The following is a 24,956-nucleotide window of genomic DNA, read 5'->3' on the forward strand; positions in this document are numbered from 1 at the left end:
CCGTTTTTAAGCATTTGGATCATTCGTGTCTGGCTTATCAGTGCTTACTTTTGAAATCGAGTCGCGCATCGCCGTATCCGCTTGAATGTTACGATAATTCATGTAATCCATAATGCCAAGATTACCAGAACGTAATGCTTCAGCCATAGCCTGTGGTACTTCTGCTTCAGCCTCTACTACTTTCGCCTTCATTTCTTGAACACGGGCAATCATTTCCTGCTCATTCGCTACAGCCATTGCACGGCGTTCTTCAGCTTTTGCCTGAGCAATGTTTTTATCCGCCTGTGCTTGTTCAATCTGTAATTCTGCACCGATGTTTTTACCGATATCTACGTCGGCAATATCAATGGATAAGATTTCAAAGGCTGTTCCTGAGTCCAAACCTTTTGATAATACTGTTTGTGAAATCATATCAGGATTTTCTAATACTTCTGTATGGTGCACAGCCGAACCGATTGTCGAAACAATCCCTTCACCAACACGGGCAATAACTGTTTCTTCACCAGCACCACCGACTAAACGCTCGATATTTGCACGCACTGTAATACGTGCCTTTGCTTTAACTTCAATCCCGTTCATTGCTACACCTGAAATAAATGGTGTTTCAATAACTTTTGGATTAACAGACATTTGAACCGCTTCTAATACATCTCGACCAGCTAAATCAATCGCTGCACAACGTTCAAAAGATAGTTCAATATTGGCACGGTGAGCTGCAATTAATGCATTGACAACACGGTCAACATTACCACCTGCTAAATAGTGACTCTCTAACTGATTAATCGTAACAGGTAAACCTGCTTTATGTGCTTTAATCAACGGATTGACAATTCGAGAAGGGATAACTCGACGTAAACGCATCCCAATTAATGTGAAAATACTAACACGAACGCCTGCTGCTAATGCAGAAATCCACAGTGCTACCGGTACAAAGGTAAAGAATACCGCAAGAACAATGAATAAAATAACCAGTCCAGCAATTGGACCAATTAAAGCTAAATCAAAACCCATTTTCTATTCCTCCATCTCTTTATCTGTTTGTCTCACAACAATACGTGAGCCTTCAACTTTAATAATTTCTACATGTTGATTGGCATCGATATAGCCACCTTCTGATACAATATCAATGCGTTCACTACCAAGTACCATTGTACCTGATGGACGTAGTGGTGTAAGCGTTTTCCCAATTTTTCCTAACAGTTCTGTGCGATTGACATTGGACACATACCCTTCTTCTGTCGTAGTTGCATCCATTAACACGAGCCTGTTTAAGACATGCATTTTTTTTCCGAAAAATTTCATCAGAATCACCATTCCTATCATCGCTATCACAAGCGCAATGAGAATTGCTACTATCATTTGCATCATATTTGCACCTGCCAGTATCAGACTTAGTAATATGAGCACGCCACCTAAAATTCCCACAATTCCTCCGGGGACAAAAAACTCTGCAATTACAAGAGCTAAACCAACTATAAATAACAATAATGTTTCATAACCAGCGAAGCCTGCAACCATATGTCCAAAGAAAAATAAACCAAGAGCTGATAGCCCCATTATACCCGGAACGCCAAATCCTGGCGAATATAGCTCCATTACCAGCCCTAAACTTGCGATAGACAATAAAATGGGTACAATGATTGGATTTGTAATAAAACGAGCCAATTTTTCAGAAAATGTTGGTTCGATGGGAATAATATCACTACCCTTAAGGTTTGTTTTCGCTAAAAGCTCCTGAAAATTTTTAACCGTTCCTTCAGAATAGCGAACCTCCAATGCCTCCGAAGCAGATAAGGTTAACAAATTCTTTCCGCCAGCACGGTATTCTGGTAGTTCATAGTTGGTATCTGCCATTGCTAATGCATACTTAGGATCGCGACCTGATGTTTCTGCCGCTGCCTGCATTTGAGCAAGCCAGGCACTATTAGCTTTTAAATCTGCTGCATTACCTGCTGAATCAATGACCGCTGCTGCACCGATTGTTCCATTCGGCACCATGTAAATCTCATCCGCATGTAAGGCTAAAAAAGCACCAGCTGAATGCGCATCCTTATTAATATAAGCAATTGTACGTATCTCCGTTGCATCCATAAGCATGGCGATATCACTTGCAGCATTCACAAATCCGCCAGGCGTATGTATATCTAAGATAATCGCCTCTGCATAGTTTTCTTCAGCCTCTTTAAAAGCTCGTTCTAAAAATGCATGAAGCCCTCGCTCTACTTCATTATGAATTGGAACATGGTAGACCTTACTACTTGCAAAAGCTGACGTTAATGGAAACGCTAACAAAAAAGTCATCCATATTACTAGTAAATAGCTGAGGATTCTCCGTCTTCGCATCTTTTTCCCTCCCTTCTAACATGCTTCTCCCTTGTATATACGGTCAATCATGCGAAAAGTTTCACAAATCTTAAAATTTTTTAAGTTTATTTAAGATTCATTTCCTTTGAATGATTGACACTTAGTATGCTACAAAAAAAGCCGAATGAATCAATAAGATATCATTCGGCTTTTTCATATGTACGTAAGCGTGAGCAATGTAAAATACCTGAAATCAATCCTCCATGTGATTAATTTCAGGTATAATTTTGTCTGCTCAGTGAATCATACAATTGCGTGTTATGAACGTAGGGATTTTTAATGGGAAATTAAATTACCACTTACGTTTACGTGCAGCTTCTGATTTCTTTTTACGTTTTACGCTAGGTTTTTCGTAGAACTCGCGCTTTCTAACTTCTTGAATTGTACCACTTTTTGATACAGTACGTTTGAAGCGGCGAAGAGCATCTTCAAGCGATTCGTTTTTGCGAACGACAGTTTTTGACATCTCTCTTTCCCTCCCTCCGAACACACGTCAATACACAATTAGGCAAATTACCTTCTGTTGTGTACTAAAAAATTATATCGTATTGTCTAATAATGGTCAATAGAAAGTGTGCGAAATTATCAAGTGAATTTTTGGTTTTATTTTTGTTAACTTATTCAAATTGTATTTAGCTAGCAATATATCCAATATTTATTCTTCCTTCTAGTAAAACATGATTTATTGACAAACAAAAAGGCTGTTTCAAGTCCCCCTTGATCCAGCCAGCCACTTTTTAGAAAACTTTCTTCTGATCTCTATCATCTTTTAAAATTTCAACAGCCTCTCTAAAACGCTGGGAATGGACAATTTCCCGTTCACGTAAAAACTTTAAGCTATCATTTAAATCTGTGTCATCTGATAAATCAATAATCCATTGATAGGTGGCACGCGCCTTTTCCTCAGCAGCTATATCCTCATACAAATCTGCAATAGGATCACCCTTAGCCTGAATATAGGATGCTGTAAATGGTACCCCTGAAGCATTCTGATAAAATAAAGCACGATCATGATTTACATAATGGTCGCCTAGACCAGCCTCCTTGAGCATTTCAGGTGTCGCATCTTTTGTTAGCTTATAGATCATCGTGGCAATCATTTCTAAATGTGAAAATTCCTCCGTTGCTATATCAGTTAAGAGCCCTACCACTTTGTCTGGTATGGTATAGCGCTGATTCATATAGCGAAGGGCTGCTGCCAGTTCCCCATCTGCTCCTCCATATTGCTCAATTAAAAACTTAGCAAGCATTGGATTGCATGTACTAACTTTTACCGGATACTGGAGCTTTTTTTCGTAATACCACAAAAATTATTCCTCCTAGTTCTTTTGATTAGACCTGCCATGGCCACGGCGTATCAATCCAATTAAACGGGTAATTCGAATAGCTTCTTCCAAAATTCATGAGCGGTCCATATTTCTGTTCGAAATCAACTTTAAGCTTCATGCTTTTCTCTGTATTTTCATTAAATTGCTGGATGGCATCATAATCGTGTGGATGGGTGTCTAAATAGAGGTTTAATTCCACAATGACGAAATCAATTGCCTGTATTTCTTCTAATTGCTTATAAAATTCAGGCGGCATCTTTTTAGTCATGCTTCACCCCTCCTTTTTAGGGGAAATGGATACGGGCTAAATAACTGTGGCCAAAGTGTTCCTGCCATTAGAGCTTCTCGTGGGGTTGGGAATTGTGGTAGTCCAGGTGGTTGAAAACCCATATATAATTGTGGTGGTGTAGCAAAGTATTTTACTTCGATAGGCTTACAAGGATCAAAAGGGCTAATATACGGTCTCCAAGCCTTATACTGTGTAAACATGGCATCCTCCTTTCTGTCTTCACATTCATCAGTGGAGTATATGTGCGGAAAAAAATATTATGTTTATTCAACACAAAGAAGCCATAAGCTCATGCAAATCTGTGCAAGAGCTTATGGCTTTAAAATTAGTAATTGGAATCAGCAATTAAGCCATTCATAATGGCAACACCAGAGCTTGCTCCAATACGTGTAGCACCAGCTTCTACCATTTTTTTCATATCCTCTAGGCTACGAACGCCACCTGAAGCTTTTACGCCCAATTCAGGACCTACTGTTTTACGCATAAGAGCAATATCTTCTGCTGTTGCACCACCAGTTGAAAAACCTGTTGATGTTTTCACATAGTCAGCACCTGCTGCCACAGCTAGCTCACATGCCTTCACTTTTTCTTCATCTGTTAATAAACATGCTTCAATAATCACTTTCACAAGTGCGCTGCCTTTAGCCGCTTCTACAACTGCTGCAATATCAGCTTGTACATGCTCATAGTTTTTATCTTTTAACGCACCGATATTAATGACCATATCTACTTCTTTTGCACCGTTAGCAATCGCATCTTTTGCTTCAAATGCTTTCACTGCTGGTGTGTTGGCACCGAGTGGGAAGCCAATAACCGTACAAACTAAAACATCTGACCCTTGCAATAATTCGCTACTACGCTTCACCCATGTTGGATTGACACATACTGAAGCAAAGTTAAATTGCTTAGCTTCTGCACATAATTTTTCAATTTGTTCCTTTGTTGCCTCAGCCTTTAATAATGTATGATCAATCATACGCGCAAAATTTTGTTCCATTGTTAAACGCTCCTTCATTAAGCAAGATGTACGTACCTCTTCGAATCATACCATTTTTTCTCGTTGCCGTCTAATTTCTTTCTTAGCCAATTATTCATTAAATGCTATGTCATTGTTTTTTGAAACTCTACTAAATGAAAATCCGCAGTGAATGGCTTTTCTGACCCTTCCTTATGCCAGTCGTGATAAACGCTCAGTAAGCTTAGAAATGACTGATATATCCTCTTCTATTTCTTCTCTCGTCACATTCATTTCTACTCTCTCAGTTTGATTTTCTTCATTATAACAAGAAAAGTGGAATATTCATCCAATAAAAAAGGATTGCCTCAAAAGCAGGCAACCCTTTGCATATTAATTAACTGTTTCTAAAACACGTACAAATTGTCCTTGTGAGTGTGGATAGCCTGCTTGTGTAATTTTTACTTTTACAAGCTGTCCAATCAGACTTTCTGGACCTTCAAATACGATTTTCAAGTAATTATCAGTATAACCTGTTAGAAGACCTTGCTCTTCACTGCCATCATGCACAAATTCTTCAGGAATCACTTCTAATACTTGATCTTCAAAACGAGATGCATATTCTTTTGCCAGTTGGTCATTTAAAGAGATCAGACGGTGTACACGCTCATTTTTAATGTCTTCATCAATTTGATCCTCCATGCGGGCAGCTGGTGTACCTGTACGTGGAGAGAATGGGAAGACGTGTAGTTCAGAGAATTTATGATCACGAATAAAGTTGAACGTTTCCATAAACTCTTCCTCTGTCTCACCTGGGAAACCAACAATAACATCAGATGTTACAGCTAAATCTGGTAAAGCTTCATGTAATTTCGTTAAACGTTCCCCGAAAAATTCCATTGTATATTTACGACGCATACGTTTTAACACCGTATCAGAACCCGATTGGATTGGAATGTGTAAATGATTAACGACAATCTTCGACTCACGAAGGACTTCGATGACTTCATCCGTCAATTGACTAGCTTCAATGGACGAAATACGAAGACGCTTTAAGCCTTTTACATTAGCCTCTAAATCACGTAGTAACTGAGCAAGATTATAATCTTTTAAGTCTTGTCCATAGCCACCCGTATGAATACCCGTTAAAACAATTTCAAGATAGCCAGCCTCAACTAATTGCTGGGCTTGATGTAATACTTCTTGGGGATCACGAGAACGCATTAAGCCACGTGCCCATGGGATAATACAAAATGTACAGAAGTTGTTACAGCCTTCTTGTATTTTTAAGGAAGCACGTGTACGGTCTGTAAATGCTGGTACATCTAATTCCTCATAAACGCGATTTTTCATAATATTACGTACGGCATTAATCGGTTGTCGTTCTGAACGATATTGATCGATATAGCCTAATAATTTCGTACGATCCTGTGTTCCTACAACAATATCTACGCCAGGAATCGCCATAATTTCAGCTGGGGATGTCTGTGCATAGCATCCCGTTACACAAATAACAGCATCAGGATTTTGTCGAACTGCGCGACGAATCACCTGACGAGATTTCTTATCTCCAGTATTGGTAACTGTACATGTATTAATGACATAAACGTCTGCTTGATGATCAAACTCTGTACGATCATAGCCATCTTCTTTGAACAGTTGCCAGATTGCTTCTGTTTCGTAATGATTTACTTTACAACCTAAAGTATACAGAGATACGGTTTTAGGAAGCGTTTCACTCATAGTATATTTCATCCTTTCAACTTCACTTTACATTGTGTTTACTTATTTAATATTTTTCGTGTTCCTATTTTAGATACGAAAACTATAATAACACAATCCTTTTAAAATCAGAACTTTAAAGATTTTTTAAAACGACTAGGTTCACTCGCCGTGACCTAGTTATTCTTTTACACTGCCTCTCCTATTTGCTTTAAAATTTGTAGGATTATTGGGCTAAGGTTTATTAAAACGTATCCTAAACCTGCATTCATAATGGCATTCCACGCTTTTTCTGAATTACCAATCATGAACCAAAAGCAAGCCCCTACCATGATTACCGAAGCTACCGGAAAACTAATCGCTACTAATATTTGAACGACAGGATCTAATGCTGTTGCTAGTATTTCAAGTGATTTATCTGCAATTATGCCTGTTTGTTGAGGAAAAGTATTAACAGGTATCGCAGAAGGTATTTGTGCTACAATTGGCTCCAATATAGGTTGTTGAACTGGAGCAGTTACAGGCGTTATTGTGGAGGAATGAGCTCCATTAAACTTGTTGAACATAAATAAACCTGTTCCTACTGCAACTGTGGAGGGTATAGTTGCAGCCATAGCTACGTGTCTTAAAGTTGCATACTTTTCATCTCCATGGAAACGATCACTATAATCCGTGTACTCACTTGCTGGAACAACCTCTGTTTTAATACGTTTTTTGAACATCTATATTCCTCCCTTATTGAATATCGTTTAATGTGTACACCTTGCACTTTAGTCCTCCACATGATGCTTCTAGCTGTTGCCTACGCAATTCTGTTGTGGTTAGCCATACAAGCGATGGGTAATAGCCTAATTGCTTCAAAAGGCTTGGCATGAGCTCCTTATACCGTTTAATCTTCTCGCGATTCTCTTTCATGGTCTGAAGGTTATCGACCTCTAAAAAATGCTGAAAACCATTCCTTGAAAACATACCGTCCACAATGATACTGGTAGTGCCGTCTGATATTTTGACTTCATTTTTCCAATCCCTCGGACACTTATAAAACAGCCAAAACTCATTACGCATGATGGTATGTTGTACATGGCCACCCTTTTTACGTATCTTCTCGCAGTCAACATAAAGCCGTCCTAGATTATTTAAATAGTAGATTGTTTCGTATCCGTCTCGAATGGATGATAGATAGTTGGATAGATCGTGGAGGACTCTATTTGTATTACGTTTCTTTCCAAGGTTAAAATATCGACTGAGTTGATCACGCGTCATAAAATCAAACTTCTTCAAAAGTAACAGTATCTGTTCGTCTCGGTTGGATAACTGTTTCCTCAACGCGCTCCCCTTTCTCGATAATGTGAGGTTGAATAGTATCGTGGATAATTTGTGGTGTGATTAGTGGTGTTTGAAGTATTTCTCGCTTATCTGCTGTTTGGTATATTGCACGGCCCTTAATCATTGGCAATGTCTCTGCCCCTTCTGTATCCAGTACGACCCTTGAAGCCACACCTGACTGTACACGGAAACATAGCTTGGCATCAGCATTTTGTTTAACCTGGCGAGGGATAACGTCACCTACAGGATATTGAGTGGCTACAACTAGCCTGAAACCAAGTCCAGCACCTAGCCTTGCAATTTGACTCATGATTGTTTGGCATTCTAGTTTTAATCGTTTCTCTTCTTTCGTCACTGCTTCTGCTACATTCAATTCGCCTACTTCATCAATGACTACAAAGTAACGTTCCTTTATGCCTGCCACTTGTACGTTCTTCTTTCCTCTGCGCTTTAATTCACGTTGTATATTCCGCATTTGGTCATATGCCAGCTGTAAAGTGTGGAGGGCCTCGTGAGGTTCGTATGCAATAGAAATCGTCTGTTTGATATTTTCATAGTCGCATAATTCCACTCCGCCTTTAAGATCAATTAGATAAAGGTTTGTGTGCTCTGGTTCACATTGCACCAGACTACAAATAGTTGAATTGATGAAGTTACTTTTGCCGTATCGAGTCGCACCACCTAAGACGACATGAGGAACCATTTCAAAGTCATGATACTTATACTCATTACGCTCTCTAGTGACACCTACAGGCACTCTCCAACCTTGACCTGGTGTAAATGTTACTTCACTTGCTAATGGCTTATCATACACGCGCACAATTAATAGACCGTCATACGACAGTTCAATTTCTTTTTGTTCTGTAAGCTTTGTCTTCCACAGTTCTTGCAACTGTATAAGAAGGTCTTTATTAAAATTCAGTTGTCGTAAGTCATTAAAGGTAATATTTTTCCGACGATTGTTAAGACCATCTTCAACGACTTGCTGCTTGGCTTCATAATCTGCAAATGAACGACCTAAAGGGATTCGATAACGGTATTCCCACCCCCATTCGCATTGTTTCTTTTTTACAAGCTGTGTGGTTAATGTATCCTTGCCATCACGAACATTTAAACCAGACAGCGACATAATCCTCTGGATTTTTCCTGAATCATTCGAAGGTAAACCCCTACTCTTTGTGAAAGCTTTCAGAGCAATTCCACCCATTAATGAAGTCGTTAAAATTTCAAACAGCACACTTTCATCCCTTCTTTAATTTCATCAGCGTCACGGTTCTCTTACGTAGTAAGAGTTGCTTATTATGGGCATTAAAAACATGGCTGAAATTATTGATGCTAAAGCATTTCGTCTATACCCACTTCAATACTCACATGGCAATTAATCAGGCATTGGATTAGGTATACATGTGAGCATAAAAATCACCTTATTTTCCGTTGTTCCTAATCATAAAAATGCACTTTAACAATTTGAGCATTTTGCTCACTACCAGATCCAGTTAACCTTCTAAAATTAGTTTCATCGACCATTTCAAATCCAATATTCTTTAAAACACTTTGAGCACGTTCTAGTTTTTTATAACCTGTGTCCACTACTATTGCTGTACCTTTGCTTTTGTTTCCGTTCTTTGTCATTAAATGGATTACGTAAATATGCATGTTGAACCCCTCCATAAATAAATATAATAATTTAGTTATTTGTTGATTTGAGTATAAATTATCAAATTTAATAATTCAAGTATTTAATAAAAATATTTATTAAATTTATGGATTTGTGTATAATGGGATTTAAGGAGAATATAATTAAAGAGGTGAAATCATGGAACTAACAGTAAAATTAAAAGAAGTGTTAAACGAACGAGGAATGTCACAAGTGGAATTAGCAGAAAAGACAGGATTAACACGTACAGTGATTAGTGAAATTGCAACTAATAGAAGAACCTCAATTAATCGTGAACACATCACCAAAGTTCTACAAGCTCTTGAAATTACAGATATGAACGAAATGTTTGAGATTAAGTAACAGATAACTAAATAAGGTTGTCTGTTTTTTGTATACTTTCTTTGCGAAATTTCCTAAAATGGAAATATAAAGGGAGGTATTTACAAATGAAAAAATTAGTATACATGGGAGCATTGTCTGTACTATTACTTACAGCATGTGGAGAAGAAAAGACCGAGCCTAAAGAGGAGAAAATCACTATTGAAGCAGAAGACAACACTATTATTGAGAAAGATAATGTAGAAGATAATCTTAAAGATGAAGATGATAGTCTTATAGTCGAGGAGAATAGTCTAGATAAGAAGGATAAATCAGGAACTGTAATTGATACTTCTGTTTTCGAGCATGCTATAAATGTTGAAGTTGACGATGCAAGAGAACTTACAAAACATATTACTTTGAAAATTGATTTAGCAAATGATTCTCAGGCAGGTCTGGGGACATTAAACGTTCTAACTCAGACCTTCGATTTTTTAGAACAAGATGATATACAAGGAGCCGATACAATTGCAATATTGATAAGGGTAAACGATATAAAAGTTTCGCAATTTACAGTTCATACTACAAAATTTAAACCAGACGATATAACACCAATGGCCGATTTGGTTCTTGCTGCATCTGATATTGATTTTGTTACACCTGAAGTAAAAAGCTTTGGAGAAACAATGGAATTATGGGATTAAGATTTCAACAAACTTTTTACATTGCCTTTCCAATAGATCTCAATGTCTACAAAAATAACGGAAGAACCAGGCACCTTAACACCTGGTTCTTGATTTTTCTTTATCCTCTTATAAATCCCGCAGCCCTTTCAACTTCTGCTATCCAACTTTTCCCTCCATAAACAACAAACACCGTTTTATTATTTTTCTTATCATAAATATTGATTCTTTGCGATATAAGAAGGTTCAAGCCCATTTCAGTACGATCTATTTCACTTATTTTCATTTCCCAATAAAGGTTCGGATTAATATTCAAAGCGTGAGCGCAGAAAATTAAACGTTTGTTTGTAAGCAATAGCTGGCCACCGTCTGAACGTGTCGCACTATAGTACAAGTTGGCCAAGCCTGAACGAACAGGCAGCTCATTTTCCTGCATTTCTATCTCATGAAAGAAGATTTTTTTATAGGTAGGTTTGAACTCATTTAAACTATAATTAGTTTGTTTTGTTTCTGACGTAATTATGTAACTACCACAGTACTCACACATTGAGTCTTGAGGGTTAAAAGTTGCAGCACAGTTTGGGCAATTCAAGGCTTTAACCATCGCTTCATCGCTCCTAATTATGTATTTATTTATAAAGTATACTCTGATTTACTAAATATACCAACAGCTTCTGTAAGCTTAAATTGACCAGGTACTCAATCGAGCGCCTGGTCTTTATTTTGGTGACTGATTAATAAATTTTCTACTTGTGTTTTTAGTGCCATATTAGCATAGGTAAAAACTTGATCTTCTCCTGGAGTTGTAATGACAAGATCGCTAAAATATTCATCAGTCTTTACCCACCTTACAACTTTTATTTTATCTTTTGCCAGCAATCTTTTAGCGTTGTAACACTCTTGGGATATGTCGTCTAAAAGCTTATCTAAAATTGGCAAATACACTTTGCTTAATTTTAGGTTTTCAATTACTTTGTAATCACGCTGCAGGGATTGAACAGCCATATCATAAACAACGTATTTGTGTAATAGTCTACGTTGCTCGAAACTAATCATATGACCTCACGCTCTTTTGGAAAGATTGGAACAACTGCCAATACGCTGTCGATCATAAATGTGCGTTTTGCCTGTCGATTAAAGCAATACGCCTGAAATGAATCACCAACTATTTTAATAATCTTGATATGTCTTTTTGTTACAGATCCATTTTTAGATACGTACATCATGTTCACTAATTGTTTGCGTTGCATAACTTTAATCAGTTGTTCTCTCATCGCAGTTTCCTCCTAATACGCGAAATGTTCCTATTTGTTAATCTACGCTAGAACACTTGTTTGTATTCATGATAGAACAAACGTTTGTGTTTTATCAAGTGTAAATTGTGGAAATAAAAAACTTAGACCGATTATTTCATAATCTATAAATTGAAAGTTCCATTTTTATATTGTATTTTACAAAATAATCCTATATACTGAAATTGCAAAGTCTCTTGGCGATGGGTCCAAGAGATAGGGGGACATGAAAAGTTAATTTATTGATTTATTCATGTTGCATTTAAGCAGATAGTCATTATGGCTGTCTGCTTTTTTGTATTCATAAAAAATAAATGTTTAAAACGATTGACTATCACCGATAACGGTGGTATATTTAACTTAACGAATAACACCGATAACGGTTGCAAAGGAGATGGCAGTTATGAAAAACGTTATGACAAAGGCTTGGGAAATCGCTCGTAAAGGTGCTACTCAATTTGGTGGGTCAATAAAATCTTATTTTGCAGAAGCATTAAAATTAGCTTGGGCTCAAATCAAAGCACCAGTTTCAGTAACAGTCGAGTTAGTATCCGGTTCTCGTAAATACAAATCTTGGGTAGCTGAAATCGTTGGTACACACGCGAAATTTAAATTCGAACGTAACTTCATTAACCAATTCCGAGGTGTTGAATTAGAAACAAACAAAGTTTACACACTTGAAGAAGGCAAAGTTTACGACGTAAACAATGTAAACACTCGTTACTATGCAACTGTACGCAATGGTCGATTAGTTGAATTGAACGAAAGCGAAGTTATGGAGTTGGTTGCATAATGACACTTGATTTAACAGGTCAAAAATATGGTCGTTTAACAGTAATTAAAGAAGTAGAACGCAAAGGTTATACACGTAGATGGCAATGTAAGTGCGATTGCGGTAATGAACGAGTTGTTGTTGTCACACAACCAAACTTGCGTAATAACCATACTACTTCTTGTGGTTGTGTTCGAAAAGAGAAAGCATCTATTTCAAATAGTAAAGATTTGGTATCAAAACGTTTTGGAAAACTAACGGTAGTGCAATCTACTGATAAACGCATAAACAGAAAAATAGTTTGGGAATGCAAATGTGATTGTGGAGAATTAACCAATGTCTCTACTGACAAATTGTTACTAGGAACTACAACTTCTTGTGGTTGTGCTAGGGTTGATGCTGGAATACAGGTACAACAAAAACTTCAAACAGATTTGACTGTCGATGGCGTTATTATTCCTACGCTAACTCGTAAAGCCAGAATTGATAATAAAACTGGTGTAAAAGGCGTATCCCTTGTTCCTTTAAAAAATGGGACAGAAAAATATAAAGCGATGATTTCTATTAAAGGAAAGACTATATATTTAGGGAGATTTGATACCCTTGAAGAAGCTAAAATCGCACGAAAAAAAGCTGAGGAACATTATCACAAACCATATATTGATTCTTTGGAGGATACAGAAAAATGACAATGAGAGAAAATATATTAAAACTTATGTCTAGCGATATATCAGTATATAGAATCGCTAAAGAGGCTGGATTACCAGAAAATACGGTACGTAGGTTATGGAATGGTGAAGCTAACTTAGACAACATAAGATTTTCATTAGCTGAAAAATTAAATGATTATTATATGGAGGTTGTTAAAATGAACACAGTAATTTTAGATAGCAAAGAATTGGAACTTGATGTATTAGCTGGATACATGGATGATGAGTTGCGTGAGTCAGTAAACGATGAAAAGTTTTCCGACAATCAAGAATACATTGAATTATATATTGAACGTGCCAGAGAAGAAGATCCTGGATTTATTGAAGTGCTTGAATCGGAATTTGGCGTAACTGTATAAAAGCAACAAAGCCCAGGCTCAAATTAATGAGTACCTGGGCGTTGATAATTATTTACTTCGTTGTGCAATGATAATTTTCAATCCTTCAAAATCTCCTCCAGTTAAAGTACCGGCGTCAAATTTATCTAGATGCGACTTATCAATAAGCTTTTTATCTACTGCTTGTTTGAGATAGTCACGTACAGCAGCTTTAGTTGTTTCATTTGTAAATTTCATTGTGTCATCATCCTTTACTATTTGTTGTGGTTTGTCCAAGCCGTTGATAATATCCTTTTTGAATTGTGCCTCCGAAATCCCCATACTTTCTAAGTACGAATATGGATCTCTATGGTTTGTACCTTTTAGATTGTCCGAAATCCAACGGTGTGACTTAATACCGTTTCCTGCCCCATCAAGGACAACAGGTATTCCAGCCTCTTTTGCAAGCTCTCTTAATAGCCAAATATAAGCTGCATAATCTTTTTTAAATTGTTCTTTATCGTTGGTACGTGCTAATTCTACTTGCGCATAACTTAGTGGATTACCCTTAGGACCACAACCATATTGCACGCGATTAACAGGCGCAATTTGTACGATACGTCCCCCACCACCTACCCAATGAGACGTAAATGCATTTGCTTTATTACGGTTCATATAGGCAATTTCATTTTCTAAAGCATTTGGACCTGTATTATTACCATTACCTGACTCATGGGCAATGACATACTTAACAGCATCTAATCGTAAGTTTGGCAATCCCGTCATTAGCCGTTTCTCTACAGAATACGTCATTTGCGACCACCTTCTTTTTTATTAAATTTTTCGATTGTGTCATCGACTATACCTGGCATATCCACACCTAATGTTTGCAGATTTTCCGCAATACTTCCGCCTTCTTTATATAAAAATAACGCAAGCGTGAAGCCTGTTAAATAAAACTCAAGCCCAAACATCATATCTAAAGCAAATACAAAGACAATCGCAACCAGCTCTCCTATCCAGCGAATAATACCATCACGCATTATTGCTGATTTATAGTTCACTACTCCTTTCCAAGTCTTGAGTAGCCCCGTTGTGAAGTCGAGCATCTTGAATAAAAAGTAAGCAGCAAACATGTAGTAAATCGGTTTTGGTACTAAAACCAAAATAGGGTGTTGAATAATTTGTGTAATGTCCATATGAAATCTCCCTTTTCACTAGAGGCCGCTTTTGTGCGAGCCTCTTTTTTTCATTCAAAATCCCAAACGCTTGGGAATTTGGGCATAAAAAATAACGCTAGCTTATGCTGCGTTTATCTGATTCGATACAACCTCTTTTAGATTGCTGATATTCGGAACTTGTTCTAATTCGTAAGTACCCTTTTTAACTAACCCAACCCATACAATAACCAATCCACTAAGGGCATTAAACATTATGCACCACCCCCAACTAATAGAGATAATTCTGCAACAGCTTGTGTCAAAGCATCTATCTGTTCCCGTTCTGCACTTTTAGGTATATCTATTAAAATAGGTTTATGAGGTACATCTGAAACGTCTACCCCTACCACCTGTTTATTTTGAGGTGTATCAATAACCATGAATGGTATACCTTTAGGTTGTCGTAATTCTTGTGTTGAACTACTTAATGAAATTATGACACCATCTGTATCATATATAATTAATGTTTTCAATATAAAAACCTCCTCTTATCCATAAACTTTTACAGTATACCAACCACCATTTTTATAGAAATATGATTCTATTGACGTTGGGCTAAGAGACATAGGGAAACCGGGCATATAGTTCCCACCACCAAAATATTGCCCGCTTGGTAATTCTGATAAATAAACATTATAAGATTGTGCACTATTATTAATAACAATTGTGGTAAACGGAAAATCCCATTCAAGTTTTACAGCAGCATCTTGTCCATAAATACTAAAAGTCCTAAACTGTTTAGGTTGTACATTACCTGTAATACCGAATATCGTTTTACCTGCTATGATATTACTAGCAATTAAATTAGAATCCCCTTCGACATACCCAGTGCCATCATGTAACCCTTTAAGAATAGTCTGTTTAGTCGTTGAAGGTTTAATGATTTGTTGCCCTATTTCCACCTCACTTTCACCCTGTAAGATAAAAGCCCCTGTACCTGTGAATACTGCGGGATTTGTAACTGTGGCATTGTATCGCAAAGTATAAATAGCATCTTTTTTAAAATTCTTAACTAGGGCACCATTAGAATTTAGTACCACTTTTTGCGGCAGACTACCAACCTTAATTACAACATTACTAGTACTAGCTGTCGGACACTTAAGTACCAGACCCATACCGTCTACGTAGTCAGCTATTACATTACCAAGCGTGACACTGTATACATTCGACGCAAACGTCGGTGTTGTATGAAAAGGATGCTTCACATAATCGACTTCATGATTTTTAAGTTGTTGTTGCACATTTTCTAGACCAGAAACAACCACAGATACTTTGTCATCTACATACTTTTTACTAGCATAAATAACTGACGGATCAACTTTTAGAGTAACTGCACTTGCATTCGTGACTTCAAAAATAGCTTTGATATAGAGATCTTTGGAGCTCCCTTCAGCAAAGTTAGGCTTGTACGTTAATGGTAATTTACCAATGGCCAACAAAACATTATTGTCATCAAAAATACCGAGCTCACGTATTTCAAAACCACCCACGTTTCCTGGTATTACTGTTTCGACATTTACCCAATTCGGGTTAGTTGTATCACCGGTAACAGAAGATATATTGCCAATCCACACTTGATTACGAAGGGCTGTAGCCTCTTGTGTGGGCGTATAATAGGCACCATTCCCATCTCCTACTCCTAACTTTGCGAAATTTACTTGTGTTTGATTAATTACAGCGTTGGCAATCGCTGCTAAACCCGCATTTGTGAGTATAGTATAAAAATTTTCGCTCACTTTAATTTCCTCCTTTCGGATAAAGTGTTAGTCGTTCTACATTTGCTGTATTAGCAGCCGCAACCCTAACCTTCGCATTTGTTGATAGATTTGTAACAGCGTGTGGATAAACAACAATTTCCTCGCCTGTTAAAGTAGCTGTCCCTACGTGGACCTTATTTTGCTTTGAAGTTAGAATAATATCCAACACTTCAAGCCAGGAACGATTGTTTTTGTACGTTTTTATTAAACGTTCTAAAAGTCTAATTGTGGTATCATCCACACCCTTATCTGATACGTCTATACGCGCTTTGAAATAATAAGGGTCACCTTCATATTCAAACCACTCTTCTATACGTCCTTGCAAATTCAGTAGTTCAAATACACGTAACAAAGCGAATTTCGTGCCTTTTTTTCGATGCACATGCAAAGCATTTCTTACAACGTTTTTCTTTTCTTCCAGTGTAAGCCCTTCGTAAAAATCAACATGTTTCTCATAGGCTAAAAAGTCGACTAGCAAGCTCGGTGCATTAGTTAATAAATATAGATTTGAAATAGCTCTGAACTCGTCATACAACTGTGTAATTTGAATTTCAAAAGCTTCAGTTAAAGCAACTGTGAAGGGATCGTTTTGTAAAGAATAGGGTAATAGTTTTGTTAGATCAGTCATCAATGAACCCCATAAACGTTAACTTTGGTTCATTCGCAACTGCAATTTTTGTCTTTTCAATTTCTGTATAGTTCACCCCAATTATCTCCACACGCTCTGCTAATTTTTCTGATTCTGTACTTTTTAACCTTTTCACCACTTCACTCGGATTGACATCACGCCCAAGCTTGGACCGTTGCCAAATCAAATATGTTTGATATTCAGTGTCGATTTTCTGCATGAGCTCATCTGCTACCGTTGCTTTGCTGTTTGGTAGCCAATACTGTACTTCCAAATCAAAATTTTGTACTTTAGGAATAGTCGCTATTACATTGTCAGTGAGAGGTCTTATGTTCTCTGCAGAACAAATGGCCAAGATTTTATCTAAGTGTTGTTGTGTAGGAATCTCCCCATTTTTAAGCAAAGCAACAATTCGCGTCACGCCTGGTGAAGGACTATCTACCTCCACATCTGCTATGTCTTGACTAGATGTCAATGCGTAATATTTATAAGCCAACTCAGGACCAGCCACTGAAAATTTCTCAGGAGCCAATCGGATACGCTCCGCATACGGATCATCTTCTTCTATTTCTGCACCACCACTTGAAATAACCGTGTTAACAACTGACTTAACATAGGGTAAAGGATCAACCAGTGTAACTGTCTCACCAGGTAAATAATCGTTGCCGATTTCACCTACTTCTGTGCAAGTTACTGGCAATTCAATGTAATTAGTATCAATGGGCACAACAGCAATCTTGTTAGTCTGAAAATACACCTCTGCAATTTTTACCCTTGTCCCTTGTGGTATTGGCAGGGCCACACCTCTAGTAGCCTCTAAATTAAATCCTATTACTGTGGTAGCTGCTTTATCTTCTAATCTTGGTGTATCTAACTCATCACCTTTTAAATCCAACATATCGTCCGATGCATACGCCAACAGATTTTGTTTCAACGCATGTTCAGCTCGATTTCGTTCAAATGATACAAAAACGGCCAATGATTCAACGAGCTTCCGTCTTGGATCAGCACGTTGAAATTCTTGTCCTGTTTTATCGTTTATATGCTGCAGCATTTCACTGACAATTTGGTCAGGTGACTTATCAAAAAACGTTATATCAGGTAAATTAAATCGATTCGCCATTGATAGACACCTGCACTTTCGCTTTGACTAATCCTTGTTCCGCTACGCCACTGACCTCAATTGCTTCTACGTTTGCCCTTGGTTCATAACGACTAATTGCTTCAACAACCCTTGCGCTATAAATGGCTTTAATAATTGTAATAGGCTTATCGACCACTGATTCTATACCAAAAATACGATCTAAAGGACAGTCCATTGCAACAGTAGACATAATAAAAGCGACATTCTGCAGTATCTCCTGCACACCTGTCGCTCCATAATCTATTTCTTTCATTGCTTCTATTTCATACAATTAACTCACCCCTTTAAACGTAGAATATTTATTACTAGCCGTTATATATTTTCCGCTTCCAAGGTGATACCAATCGCCTTTTTTCTCATACACAGTCAATGTATTATTTTTAAATGCACAGCCAAGGATTTTATAATTTGTACCTGGTCCATTTCGGATATTAACTGACTTCACCGCTATTGTAATGGTGCCTGTCTTTTTCTTTGATGTGTTGCCACTTTTATTAGCATTTGAAGATTTAGCTGTACTTTGAGTCGTTTTTTTGGTTGTTTTTATTGTGATTGGATATTCCATCATATCTACCGTTGCTTCGATACTAAGCACATTCCCACGGTTATCGATATTTTTATAGTTTTCGTTAATTTTGGTTATCACAAATGCATTGTTCGAAAAAGGGCGATTCCCTATAATCAGTACAGCTCTTTTCCCTTTTTTTAAATAGTCACGCCATTTTTCCAGCTCTTTAACAGGATTTACACCTAAATCCGCTCGAAGTATCATATCAAACGTAATCGGATCAACTTCTGGTCCATCAAACTCTAAAATTGGTTTTTGATGTTTAATGGCATGCTTAGTATATCTAGCTTCCGTAATCCTATTTAGATTGTCGAATGTGTTGATTTTATTTTGCGACACTTCAAACACTAAATCCCCAAAGGTTGCGATTATGGCCATAAAATCACCTCTATTCTAATTCACCTAACATATAACTTTTGTCTTTGCCATTAGAGAAAGAACAGACAACAAATGCATTTATTTCTGGTAATGTTGTATCTTTAAACACCTGTATTTCTCCTGACACCATATCATTACTTTCTAAACGTTTCACACGGATAGTTCTGGCCACAGGATCAACATTCACAACTTGGCATTCTTCTAACATCAATATCCCTCCAGGCATCTACGTAAATGTAAAGTAGTATACAAATCATTTTGAGTCACCTTTGAAGCAATGTATTTACCATTTAATTTCCCAAACTCCACTAAGTTGAATGTCATACCTGCATGCAAGGGGACTAACGAATATACTTTCAATGTAACAGTGGTAGCCTCCCTATTTTTTTCTCGAAGCTTTTTCTTAGCTATTCGCAAAGCCTCTGCTTGCGATTTCACCTCTTGCTTCACATTTAATACGCGTCCAGTTTTAGGTGGGTTTTTAGGTGTAAATGTAGCCGAAGTGGTTTTCTTCTTTACTGTATGGGTCACTTTGCAAGCTTTATATGTGTCCGTTAATGTATTTGTAAAGCTGCGCTCAATCACTTTAATTATGTCAGTTTCTTTACTTTTACGCCTAATATAGTACTTAGCTTCTTGTTTCTCATAATCCTGTTCATTCAAAACGACAATACTGTTATTAGCGATTTTTAAACAAAGTCCTTCATCTTTACACAGGCGGTAAATAAAAGCCAAATCAGTTTCGTTATCCTGTTCAAAACGATCTTTTGTAGGGTTTTCTGATGATTGCCATACAAGCTTCATACCATTTCTATTTGCAACCTCATTAAATACACTTTTTAGTTTTGCTTTTTCCCAAGCTTTACTCTTATGCTCTCCACGTAAACTCGACTTCTCGGACGTGGCCAAAGCCATGATGGTTATGGTTGATTCATTTCCGCTAATCGTATCTACTTCAAACTTTCCGATTTTCTGTTTAAACGAATCCCCTTCCCAATTCAGTTTCTCAATTTCAGCTTGAATAAGAGATCCTTTTGACGGAAACCATTCTCCTAGCCACAAGGCTTCTGTATCCTCTAGTTCAATATTCAAATCATCAATCTCTCCTGATAAATTATCCGTATATGTCCAAGAAATTAGGTGTTTACTTAACGTTTCATTGATATTTTGATGGTTGTAAAGAATATTGAGCCGTGTACTTTTAGCAAGCTTTACATTCATAGTTCATCATCCTCCCCTAACCACTCTGGCCGTTCTGTCACATCTTCAAGCAGAACATCAGGAACGTTCAACACAACCCCACCATTAAAAATCAATGTGTCTTTGAATTGAGGATTTGCATCAAACAAAAGAGGAAGCAAATATTCGCTTCCCCACAATTTGTATGCTATTAAATCCCACGTTTCGCCTTGGGTAGTTTCGTAACTATTCATATTGCGTCCTCCTAGATGTGCCACCAGGTACTGGCGCGTTCTTAATACGTGAAGCTAGATTATTTAATTCAGCAATCACATTTTGAGTAGCCGTTTGAATACCTTGCATACTACCAAACAATCCAGTGGCGTTCGCGATAACGGATGCTAGCGTGGACATGTTAGTAGTTGATTGATCAGTAGCTGTTTTCAACGAATAAAACGATGTAACAAATGAGGTACTAACTTGACCAGTGTGCATTGTCAAATTGCCCATGTTAGCAGCTGTAATACTCGCACTAGTTTGTAAAGATGTGAAAGAGCTTCCCACCGTTGTACTAGCTTGTCCAATCCCTGTTGCTAGCTGTGACATGTTTTGATCGACTAGTTTCGCATTGATTGATATGGCTGTGACAGCTGTACTTGTAGTATCAAACGTAGTCGCTAATTTAGTAGCAGATGTATTTAAAGCCGTGGTATCAAGACCTTTTGTAGCATCAGCACTTGTACTTGGTGCCTTACTTGGTGTCGGTTCAGATTTACTTACAGCTGTAGTTTTAGGTTCACTACTACCTCTCACTGTATCTACTGCTTTGCCTCCAAACCATCTACCGCCTACATATCCAACAGCTCCACCTAACAAACCACCTATAGCTGTACCAACACCTGGTGCAATGGCCGTTCCAATAGCAGCACCTAATTTAGCGCCACCTAGACCGCCCGCTAGACCTCCAGCCGTTTCCCCTGTCGCCTTTACTTTGTCATTGGATTTATAAATGCTATACGCATCCATAGCAAGGCTCAGCGGCAACATAGCTCTACCGCCCGCCTTACTTATCTTACTCCACGTACCACCTGTCCTAGGAGTAGCCGCAACAGGCGTAGGTGGTGTTGGTGGTGTCGAAGTTGATCTATATGGTGTGACAGTTCCTGATCTACTCGGACCTACATTACCACCGCGAGAGGGCGCTGGACTCGCTGTTGCTGTTGTCGGTGCTGTTCCACTGCCATACGGTGTAATCGTACCCGTTCTACTTGGCCCCACACTACCGTTAGGAGATGGTGTTTGACTTGCTGTCGCTGTTGTTGGTGTTGTTGGTGTTGTACCACCACCATATGGCGTAATCGTGCCTGTTTGACTCGGCCCAATACTACCACCATTACTTCCTGAATTGGATGGTGCCGGACTTGCCGTCGCTGTAGATCGTGCGTTTGTATCTGTAGACGGTGAACGATTTGCTGAACGTCTAGATTTATACAAATCTTTACCCCATCTACCCGCACCAATTGCCCCTTTAACAAGTGTTCCTCCACCCATCATCCAAGCTGCTGCACCTAGCCCTAGTGCTCCGCTAAAATTACCATCAAGAGCACTCGAAACCGCCCCATTTGCCGCTCCAGTTAGCCCTGCAATCCACGCCTTTCCTGCAATTGTTCCCAATTGCGTAAAAATCCGCCCCATTGCCTCGCCACCTGAACCAGATAACCAAGATTCTACTTTCTCAATGGCTGTATTTAACATGTACTCTACTTTTTCGCCCACATCCATATTACTAAACAACTCATACTTTTGAAGTTCTTTGTTATATTGATTTATAGCTTTTTGGGCATCTGCAGGGTCCATGTTTGGTTCTATTTTTGGTTTAATTGGTTTCGCATGAAATGGTGCGGTAATATCGCTTAGAACTTTTGCAGTTGCTTTACCAGCCTTTTCGATTCCTCCCATATTATTTTCAATCAATGAGGCAATACCATCGAACGTTTCCTTTAATACATCTAAAGATGGAGTAGCAAATGCAATTTGAGCAGATTCAAGCGCACCAAACATTTGCTCCTTGGCACCTGCATAGTTGTCTTTCATGATCTCAGCTGTTTTTGCTGCAGCACCACCACTATTTTCAAGTGCTTTTGTCATGTCATTAAGCTTTGCTGGACCAGATGCAAATAAACTGATCATGGCCGTCGCCGCTTCTGTACCAAAGATAGTGGAAGCATATTGGACCTTTTGAGTATCCGAAAGCTTTGCTGTAGCCTTTTCCCAATCCTTTGATAATTGAGTTAAACTTTTAAATTTCTTATTGGAATCGACTGCTGAAATATTTAGCGCCTTTAACGCTTTTTCTGCTTCCTTAGGAGGACTAGAAAGACGAACTAAAGACATTCGCAGTGCTGTCCCCGCTTGTTCACCCGCGAGTCCCTTATCAACTAACATACCTGTGGCAGCTGCTAATTCTTCAAGCTTAATCCCTAAAGTATTTGCTACTGGTGCAGCATATTTAAAAGAGTAACCTAAATCACCAACGCCAGCAGCCGTTTTATTAGCACTCATGGCCATAACATCCGCAACGCGACTAGCCTCGGATGCTTCCATGCCATACGCATTAATAGCTGATGTAACTACATCTGATACAAGTGTTAAATCTTCCCCACTCGCTTCTGTAGCAGCTATCAGCCCTGGCATAGCAGCAATGATTTTATTTGCGTCAAAACCCTTGGCACCAAGTTCATCCATAGCGACTGCTACCTGTGATGCAGATAAGCTTGAGCTAGCTCCCAATTTCAAAGCTTCATCATTTAAAGCTTTCATTTCCGCTCGCGTAGCTTCTGTTTTTGCACCTACTTTAGCCATTTGAGCTTCGAAATCAGACGCTGTGTTTAATGATGATGCAGCAACAGCTGTGGCGGCGAAAGCTGAACCAACAGCTGCGCCTCCTGCAACCATTTTTGCTGTATTCATGCCATTGTTAAATGTACTCTTTAAAGCCGTAATACGCCTTTGGCTATTTTCGAGTTGCCTTAATTCACGAGACAGCCTAGCCGTGCTCTCAGCATACTGTGATTGGTGAATAGTCCCTTGCCTAAAATCACGACCTAAACGATTCATTTCTTGTTGTACAGCTCTCGCTCTACTACTTAAATCGTTTAATCTGGTTGTAGCACCTCTAAAAGATGAAGTTAAAGAGCTTCCAATAGCACCGTTTATTTGAACTGTAGTTTCAAATGTTCTCGACACTAACTATCAGCTCCTTCCAATTCGCCAAATGCCTCTAACCAGGCATTCAACTCACCTACACTTTGTTTCACCCAAAATTCCATGCTACCAGGAACACTTCTACCTAATTGTATAAATAGTTTTCTATACTCCTTAGCGACATCGCCACCTACCACTGAATGAAAAAATTTCTTGTTCGGAAGGACACCTCTAAATAATCAGCTCCATGTAATTTCTGTAGATCATCCTCAATGATTCCTGATGCTCTAGACATCAGTTTCAAAAGCACTGTTTGATTCCATAAATCGTCAAAACTTGTACCTTGTGACCTTAACTCTGCATCAATTTTGAGAATTTGACTTCCTGTCATACTAGTGAAATCCAACTTCACTTCATTTAAAAGCGCCCCATCGATTTCGACAGGACGCTTAATTGGTATTGTAATGATTTCTGGATTTTCATATTTTGCTTTCACTTCGCTTACTGGAATAACTGCCTTTTCTTCTACACTTTCATTTTCCTGTTTTTGAACAAGTACTTGTTCTTCAGCATTTTGTTTTTCGATTTTCATTAGTAATCTCCCCTATCAATATCATTTTTACATTCCTAATGCAGCACGTAATTTCTCCATATAATCAACATCACCGACACGGTAAATATAATTCAATTTATCAATTTCAATTAAAGTTTTGCCGTTATATTCCATCTTAATATATAAAACTTCAATTTCTGATGATCCTTCGTAAGGTGAACCTTTCGCAATCTTTCCTAAGTCATTATTCATTGGAATCCCACGTATAACGATACGGTTAACACCAAATTCATGTTTCCCTTTTGCCCCTTCTAATTCTTGGTTTGCTACTCGGAAATCAACTTTTATTACTTCTGGTTTTAAAAATTCTATTAGCTCATCATTAATTACTCGCCAGTTAATAGTAGCTTTCATTGATTCTAAGTGACTGAAGTTTGGAGCATCATATTCCCCCATAAGCCCACCGCCACTTACAGTTTCAGTTTTAGGATTTAATGATGGTAATTGTAAATCTGATACTCCCTTTAGTTCAGGACTGCCATTTACGTATACTCTAAAATCATTAACTTTTTCAGGTATTCTAGCCATT

Annotated in this window: 34 protein-coding genes; 5 read left to right on the plus strand and 29 right to left on the minus strand. The window is 38.1% G+C overall.

All coding sequences use genetic code 11. From position 1 onward, the window contains the following. Nucleotides 1-6 precede the first annotated feature (6 nt). The 12 genes from floA to NV349_RS14835 all read right to left on the minus strand — a co-directional run bounded on the left by floA (nt 7) and on the right by NV349_RS14835 (nt 9,640). Entirely contained in the window at nt 7-1,011 is a 1,005-nt protein-coding gene (floA, locus tag NV349_RS14780; RefSeq protein WP_036121665.1) for a flotillin-like protein FloA, read from the minus strand. Nucleotides 1,012-1,014: 3 nt separating this feature from the next. Continuing rightward, nucleotides 1,015-2,343: an NfeD family protein gene (locus tag NV349_RS14785; protein ID WP_058844756.1), complete on the minus strand. Its 1,329-nt coding sequence runs from the start codon at nt 2,341-2,343 to the stop codon at nt 1,015-1,017. A gap of 313 nt (nt 2,344-2,656) precedes the next feature. Then, entirely contained in the window at nt 2,657-2,830 is a 174-nt protein-coding gene (rpsU, locus tag NV349_RS14790; RefSeq protein WP_004227078.1) for a 30S ribosomal protein S21, read from the minus strand. Nucleotides 2,831-3,101: 271 nt separating this feature from the next. Further along, a complete protein-coding gene (locus tag NV349_RS14795; RefSeq protein WP_036121670.1) occupies nt 3,102-3,671 on the minus strand; it encodes a manganese catalase family protein in 570 nt (189 codons plus the stop codon). A gap of 25 nt (nt 3,672-3,696) precedes the next feature. Then, entirely contained in the window at nt 3,697-3,960 is a 264-nt protein-coding gene (locus NV349_RS14800; RefSeq protein WP_058844755.1) for a spore coat protein CotJB, read from the minus strand. Then, nucleotides 3,957-4,181, minus strand: coding sequence for a spore coat associated protein CotJA (locus NV349_RS14805; protein ID WP_101966494.1), 225 nt, complete (start codon nt 4,179-4,181; stop codon nt 3,957-3,959). Before NV349_RS14805 ends, NV349_RS14800 begins: the two co-directional genes overlap by 4 nt. A 125-nt stretch (nt 4,182-4,306) precedes the next feature. Then, the gene (gene deoC, locus NV349_RS14810) at nt 4,307-4,978 is read right to left on the minus strand and encodes a deoxyribose-phosphate aldolase (protein ID WP_036121676.1); all 672 of its coding nucleotides are present in this window, start codon (nt 4,976-4,978) and stop codon (nt 4,307-4,309) included. Nucleotides 4,979-5,329: 351 nt separating this feature from the next. After that, nucleotides 5,330-6,679, minus strand: a complete 1,350-nt coding sequence (mtaB, locus tag NV349_RS14815) for a tRNA (N(6)-L-threonylcarbamoyladenosine(37)-C(2))-methylthiotransferase MtaB (protein WP_271910351.1) — start codon at nt 6,677-6,679, stop codon at nt 5,330-5,332. A gap of 167 nt (nt 6,680-6,846) precedes the next feature. Next, the gene (locus NV349_RS14820) at nt 6,847-7,380 is read right to left on the minus strand and encodes a hypothetical protein (protein ID WP_271910353.1); all 534 of its coding nucleotides are present in this window, start codon (nt 7,378-7,380) and stop codon (nt 6,847-6,849) included. A 13-nt stretch (nt 7,381-7,393) separates the two neighbouring features. Next, nucleotides 7,394-7,921 (minus strand): replication-relaxation family protein, encoded by a 528-nt coding sequence (locus NV349_RS14825; RefSeq protein WP_271910354.1) that lies wholly within the window; start codon nt 7,919-7,921, stop codon nt 7,394-7,396. Between the two features lie 4 nt (nt 7,922-7,925). Continuing rightward, complete coding sequence (locus NV349_RS14830) at nt 7,926-9,221, minus strand: FtsK/SpoIIIE domain-containing protein (protein WP_271910356.1); 1,296 nt, start codon at nt 9,219-9,221, stop codon at nt 7,926-7,928. 203 nt (nt 9,222-9,424) lie between these two features. Further along, complete coding sequence (locus NV349_RS14835) at nt 9,425-9,640, minus strand: hypothetical protein (protein WP_271910357.1); 216 nt, start codon at nt 9,638-9,640, stop codon at nt 9,425-9,427. 160 nt (nt 9,641-9,800) lie between these two features. Between NV349_RS14835 and NV349_RS14840 the strand changes: the two genes are divergently transcribed. Both NV349_RS14840 and NV349_RS14845 read left to right on the plus strand, forming a co-directional pair. Further along, nucleotides 9,801-10,004 carry a helix-turn-helix domain-containing protein gene (locus tag NV349_RS14840; RefSeq protein WP_271910359.1) on the plus strand — a complete coding sequence of 68 codons (204 nt, stop codon included), beginning with the start codon at nt 9,801-9,803 and terminating at the stop codon, nt 10,002-10,004. Between the two features lie 86 nt (nt 10,005-10,090). After that, nucleotides 10,091-10,666 carry a hypothetical protein gene (locus tag NV349_RS14845; protein ID WP_271910360.1) on the plus strand — a complete coding sequence of 192 codons (576 nt, stop codon included), beginning with the start codon at nt 10,091-10,093 and terminating at the stop codon, nt 10,664-10,666. Nucleotides 10,667-10,766: 100 nt separating this feature from the next. Here NV349_RS14845 and NV349_RS14850 read toward each other — a convergent pair whose 3' ends face one another. From NV349_RS14850 to NV349_RS14860, 3 genes are all read right to left on the minus strand, one after another. Continuing rightward, entirely contained in the window at nt 10,767-11,249 is a 483-nt protein-coding gene (locus NV349_RS14850) for a hypothetical protein (protein ID WP_271910362.1), read from the minus strand. A gap of 95 nt (nt 11,250-11,344) precedes the next feature. Further along, on the minus strand, nt 11,345-11,701 hold the full coding sequence (locus tag NV349_RS14855) for a YhjD family protein (protein ID WP_271910364.1): 357 nt from the start codon (nt 11,699-11,701) through the stop codon (nt 11,345-11,347). Next, nucleotides 11,698-11,919, minus strand: coding sequence for a transcriptional regulator (locus NV349_RS14860; RefSeq protein WP_271910365.1), 222 nt, complete (start codon nt 11,917-11,919; stop codon nt 11,698-11,700). Before NV349_RS14860 ends, NV349_RS14855 begins: the two co-directional genes overlap by 4 nt. Before the next feature lie 421 nt (nt 11,920-12,340). Between NV349_RS14860 and NV349_RS14865 the strand changes: the two genes are divergently transcribed. From NV349_RS14865 to NV349_RS14875, 3 genes are read left to right on the plus strand one after another with little or no spacing between them, the layout of a single operon-like run. Beyond that, nucleotides 12,341-12,730, plus strand: coding sequence for a hypothetical protein (locus NV349_RS14865; RefSeq protein ID WP_271910367.1), 390 nt, complete (start codon nt 12,341-12,343; stop codon nt 12,728-12,730). Beyond that, nucleotides 12,730-13,398, plus strand: coding sequence for a hypothetical protein (locus NV349_RS14870; RefSeq protein WP_271910369.1), 669 nt, complete (start codon nt 12,730-12,732; stop codon nt 13,396-13,398). The genes NV349_RS14865 and NV349_RS14870 overlap by 1 nt, the downstream gene beginning before the upstream one ends. Further along, entirely contained in the window at nt 13,395-13,778 is a 384-nt protein-coding gene (locus NV349_RS14875; protein WP_271910370.1) for a helix-turn-helix domain-containing protein, read from the plus strand. The genes NV349_RS14870 and NV349_RS14875 overlap by 4 nt, the downstream gene beginning before the upstream one ends. Nucleotides 13,779-13,826: 48 nt before the next feature. Here NV349_RS14875 and NV349_RS14880 read toward each other — a convergent pair whose 3' ends face one another. From NV349_RS14880 to NV349_RS14945, 14 genes are all read right to left on the minus strand, one after another. Further along, entirely contained in the window at nt 13,827-14,549 is a 723-nt protein-coding gene (locus NV349_RS14880) for a peptidoglycan recognition protein family protein (protein ID WP_271910371.1), read from the minus strand. Next, nucleotides 14,546-14,935: a phage holin family protein gene (locus NV349_RS14885; protein WP_271910372.1), complete on the minus strand. Its 390-nt coding sequence runs from the start codon at nt 14,933-14,935 to the stop codon at nt 14,546-14,548. Before NV349_RS14885 ends, NV349_RS14880 begins: the two co-directional genes overlap by 4 nt. A 233-nt stretch (nt 14,936-15,168) precedes the next feature. Continuing rightward, nucleotides 15,169-15,429, minus strand: a complete 261-nt coding sequence (locus NV349_RS14890; protein WP_271910374.1) for a hypothetical protein — start codon at nt 15,427-15,429, stop codon at nt 15,169-15,171. Nucleotides 15,430-15,444: 15 nt separating this feature from the next. Continuing rightward, entirely contained in the window at nt 15,445-16,692 is a 1,248-nt protein-coding gene (locus NV349_RS14895) for a phage tail protein (protein ID WP_271910376.1), read from the minus strand. Between the two features lies 1 nt (nt 16,693). Further along, nucleotides 16,694-17,341 (minus strand): phage tail protein I, encoded by a 648-nt coding sequence (locus NV349_RS14900; protein WP_271910377.1) that lies wholly within the window; start codon nt 17,339-17,341, stop codon nt 16,694-16,696. Next, the gene (locus NV349_RS14905; RefSeq protein ID WP_271910378.1) at nt 17,334-18,464 is read right to left on the minus strand and encodes a baseplate J/gp47 family protein; all 1,131 of its coding nucleotides are present in this window, start codon (nt 18,462-18,464) and stop codon (nt 17,334-17,336) included. Before NV349_RS14905 ends, NV349_RS14900 begins: the two co-directional genes overlap by 8 nt. Then, the gene (locus tag NV349_RS14910; protein WP_271910379.1) at nt 18,448-18,756 is read right to left on the minus strand and encodes a hypothetical protein; all 309 of its coding nucleotides are present in this window, start codon (nt 18,754-18,756) and stop codon (nt 18,448-18,450) included. Before NV349_RS14910 ends, NV349_RS14905 begins: the two co-directional genes overlap by 17 nt. Beyond that, nucleotides 18,757-19,431 carry a phage tail protein gene (locus NV349_RS14915; RefSeq protein ID WP_271910380.1) on the minus strand — a complete coding sequence of 225 codons (675 nt, stop codon included), beginning with the start codon at nt 19,429-19,431 and terminating at the stop codon, nt 18,757-18,759. A gap of 10 nt (nt 19,432-19,441) precedes the next feature. Next, nucleotides 19,442-19,639: a hypothetical protein gene (locus tag NV349_RS14920; RefSeq protein WP_271910381.1), complete on the minus strand. Its 198-nt coding sequence runs from the start codon at nt 19,637-19,639 to the stop codon at nt 19,442-19,444. Further along, nucleotides 19,639-20,652 (minus strand): phage late control D family protein, encoded by a 1,014-nt coding sequence (locus tag NV349_RS14925; RefSeq protein WP_271910382.1) that lies wholly within the window; start codon nt 20,650-20,652, stop codon nt 19,639-19,641. The genes NV349_RS14920 and NV349_RS14925 overlap by 1 nt, the downstream gene beginning before the upstream one ends. Further along, complete coding sequence (locus NV349_RS14930; RefSeq protein WP_271910383.1) at nt 20,649-20,864, minus strand: tail protein X; 216 nt, start codon at nt 20,862-20,864, stop codon at nt 20,649-20,651. The genes NV349_RS14925 and NV349_RS14930 overlap by 4 nt, the downstream gene beginning before the upstream one ends. After that, the gene (locus NV349_RS14935) at nt 20,857-23,856 is read right to left on the minus strand and encodes a phage tail tape measure protein (RefSeq protein ID WP_271910385.1); all 3,000 of its coding nucleotides are present in this window, start codon (nt 23,854-23,856) and stop codon (nt 20,857-20,859) included. Before NV349_RS14935 ends, NV349_RS14930 begins: the two co-directional genes overlap by 8 nt. A 148-nt stretch (nt 23,857-24,004) precedes the next feature. Continuing rightward, nucleotides 24,005-24,406, minus strand: coding sequence for a hypothetical protein (locus NV349_RS14940; protein ID WP_271910386.1), 402 nt, complete (start codon nt 24,404-24,406; stop codon nt 24,005-24,007). Between the two features lie 27 nt (nt 24,407-24,433). Continuing rightward, complete coding sequence (locus tag NV349_RS14945; RefSeq protein ID WP_239354916.1) at nt 24,434-24,955, minus strand: phage major tail tube protein; 522 nt, start codon at nt 24,953-24,955, stop codon at nt 24,434-24,436. Between the last annotated feature and the right edge of the window lies 1 nt (nt 24,956).

This window comes from Lysinibacillus sp. OF-1, assembly GCF_028356935.1.
GTDB lineage: Bacteria > Bacillota > Bacilli > Bacillales_A > Planococcaceae > Lysinibacillus > Lysinibacillus fusiformis_D.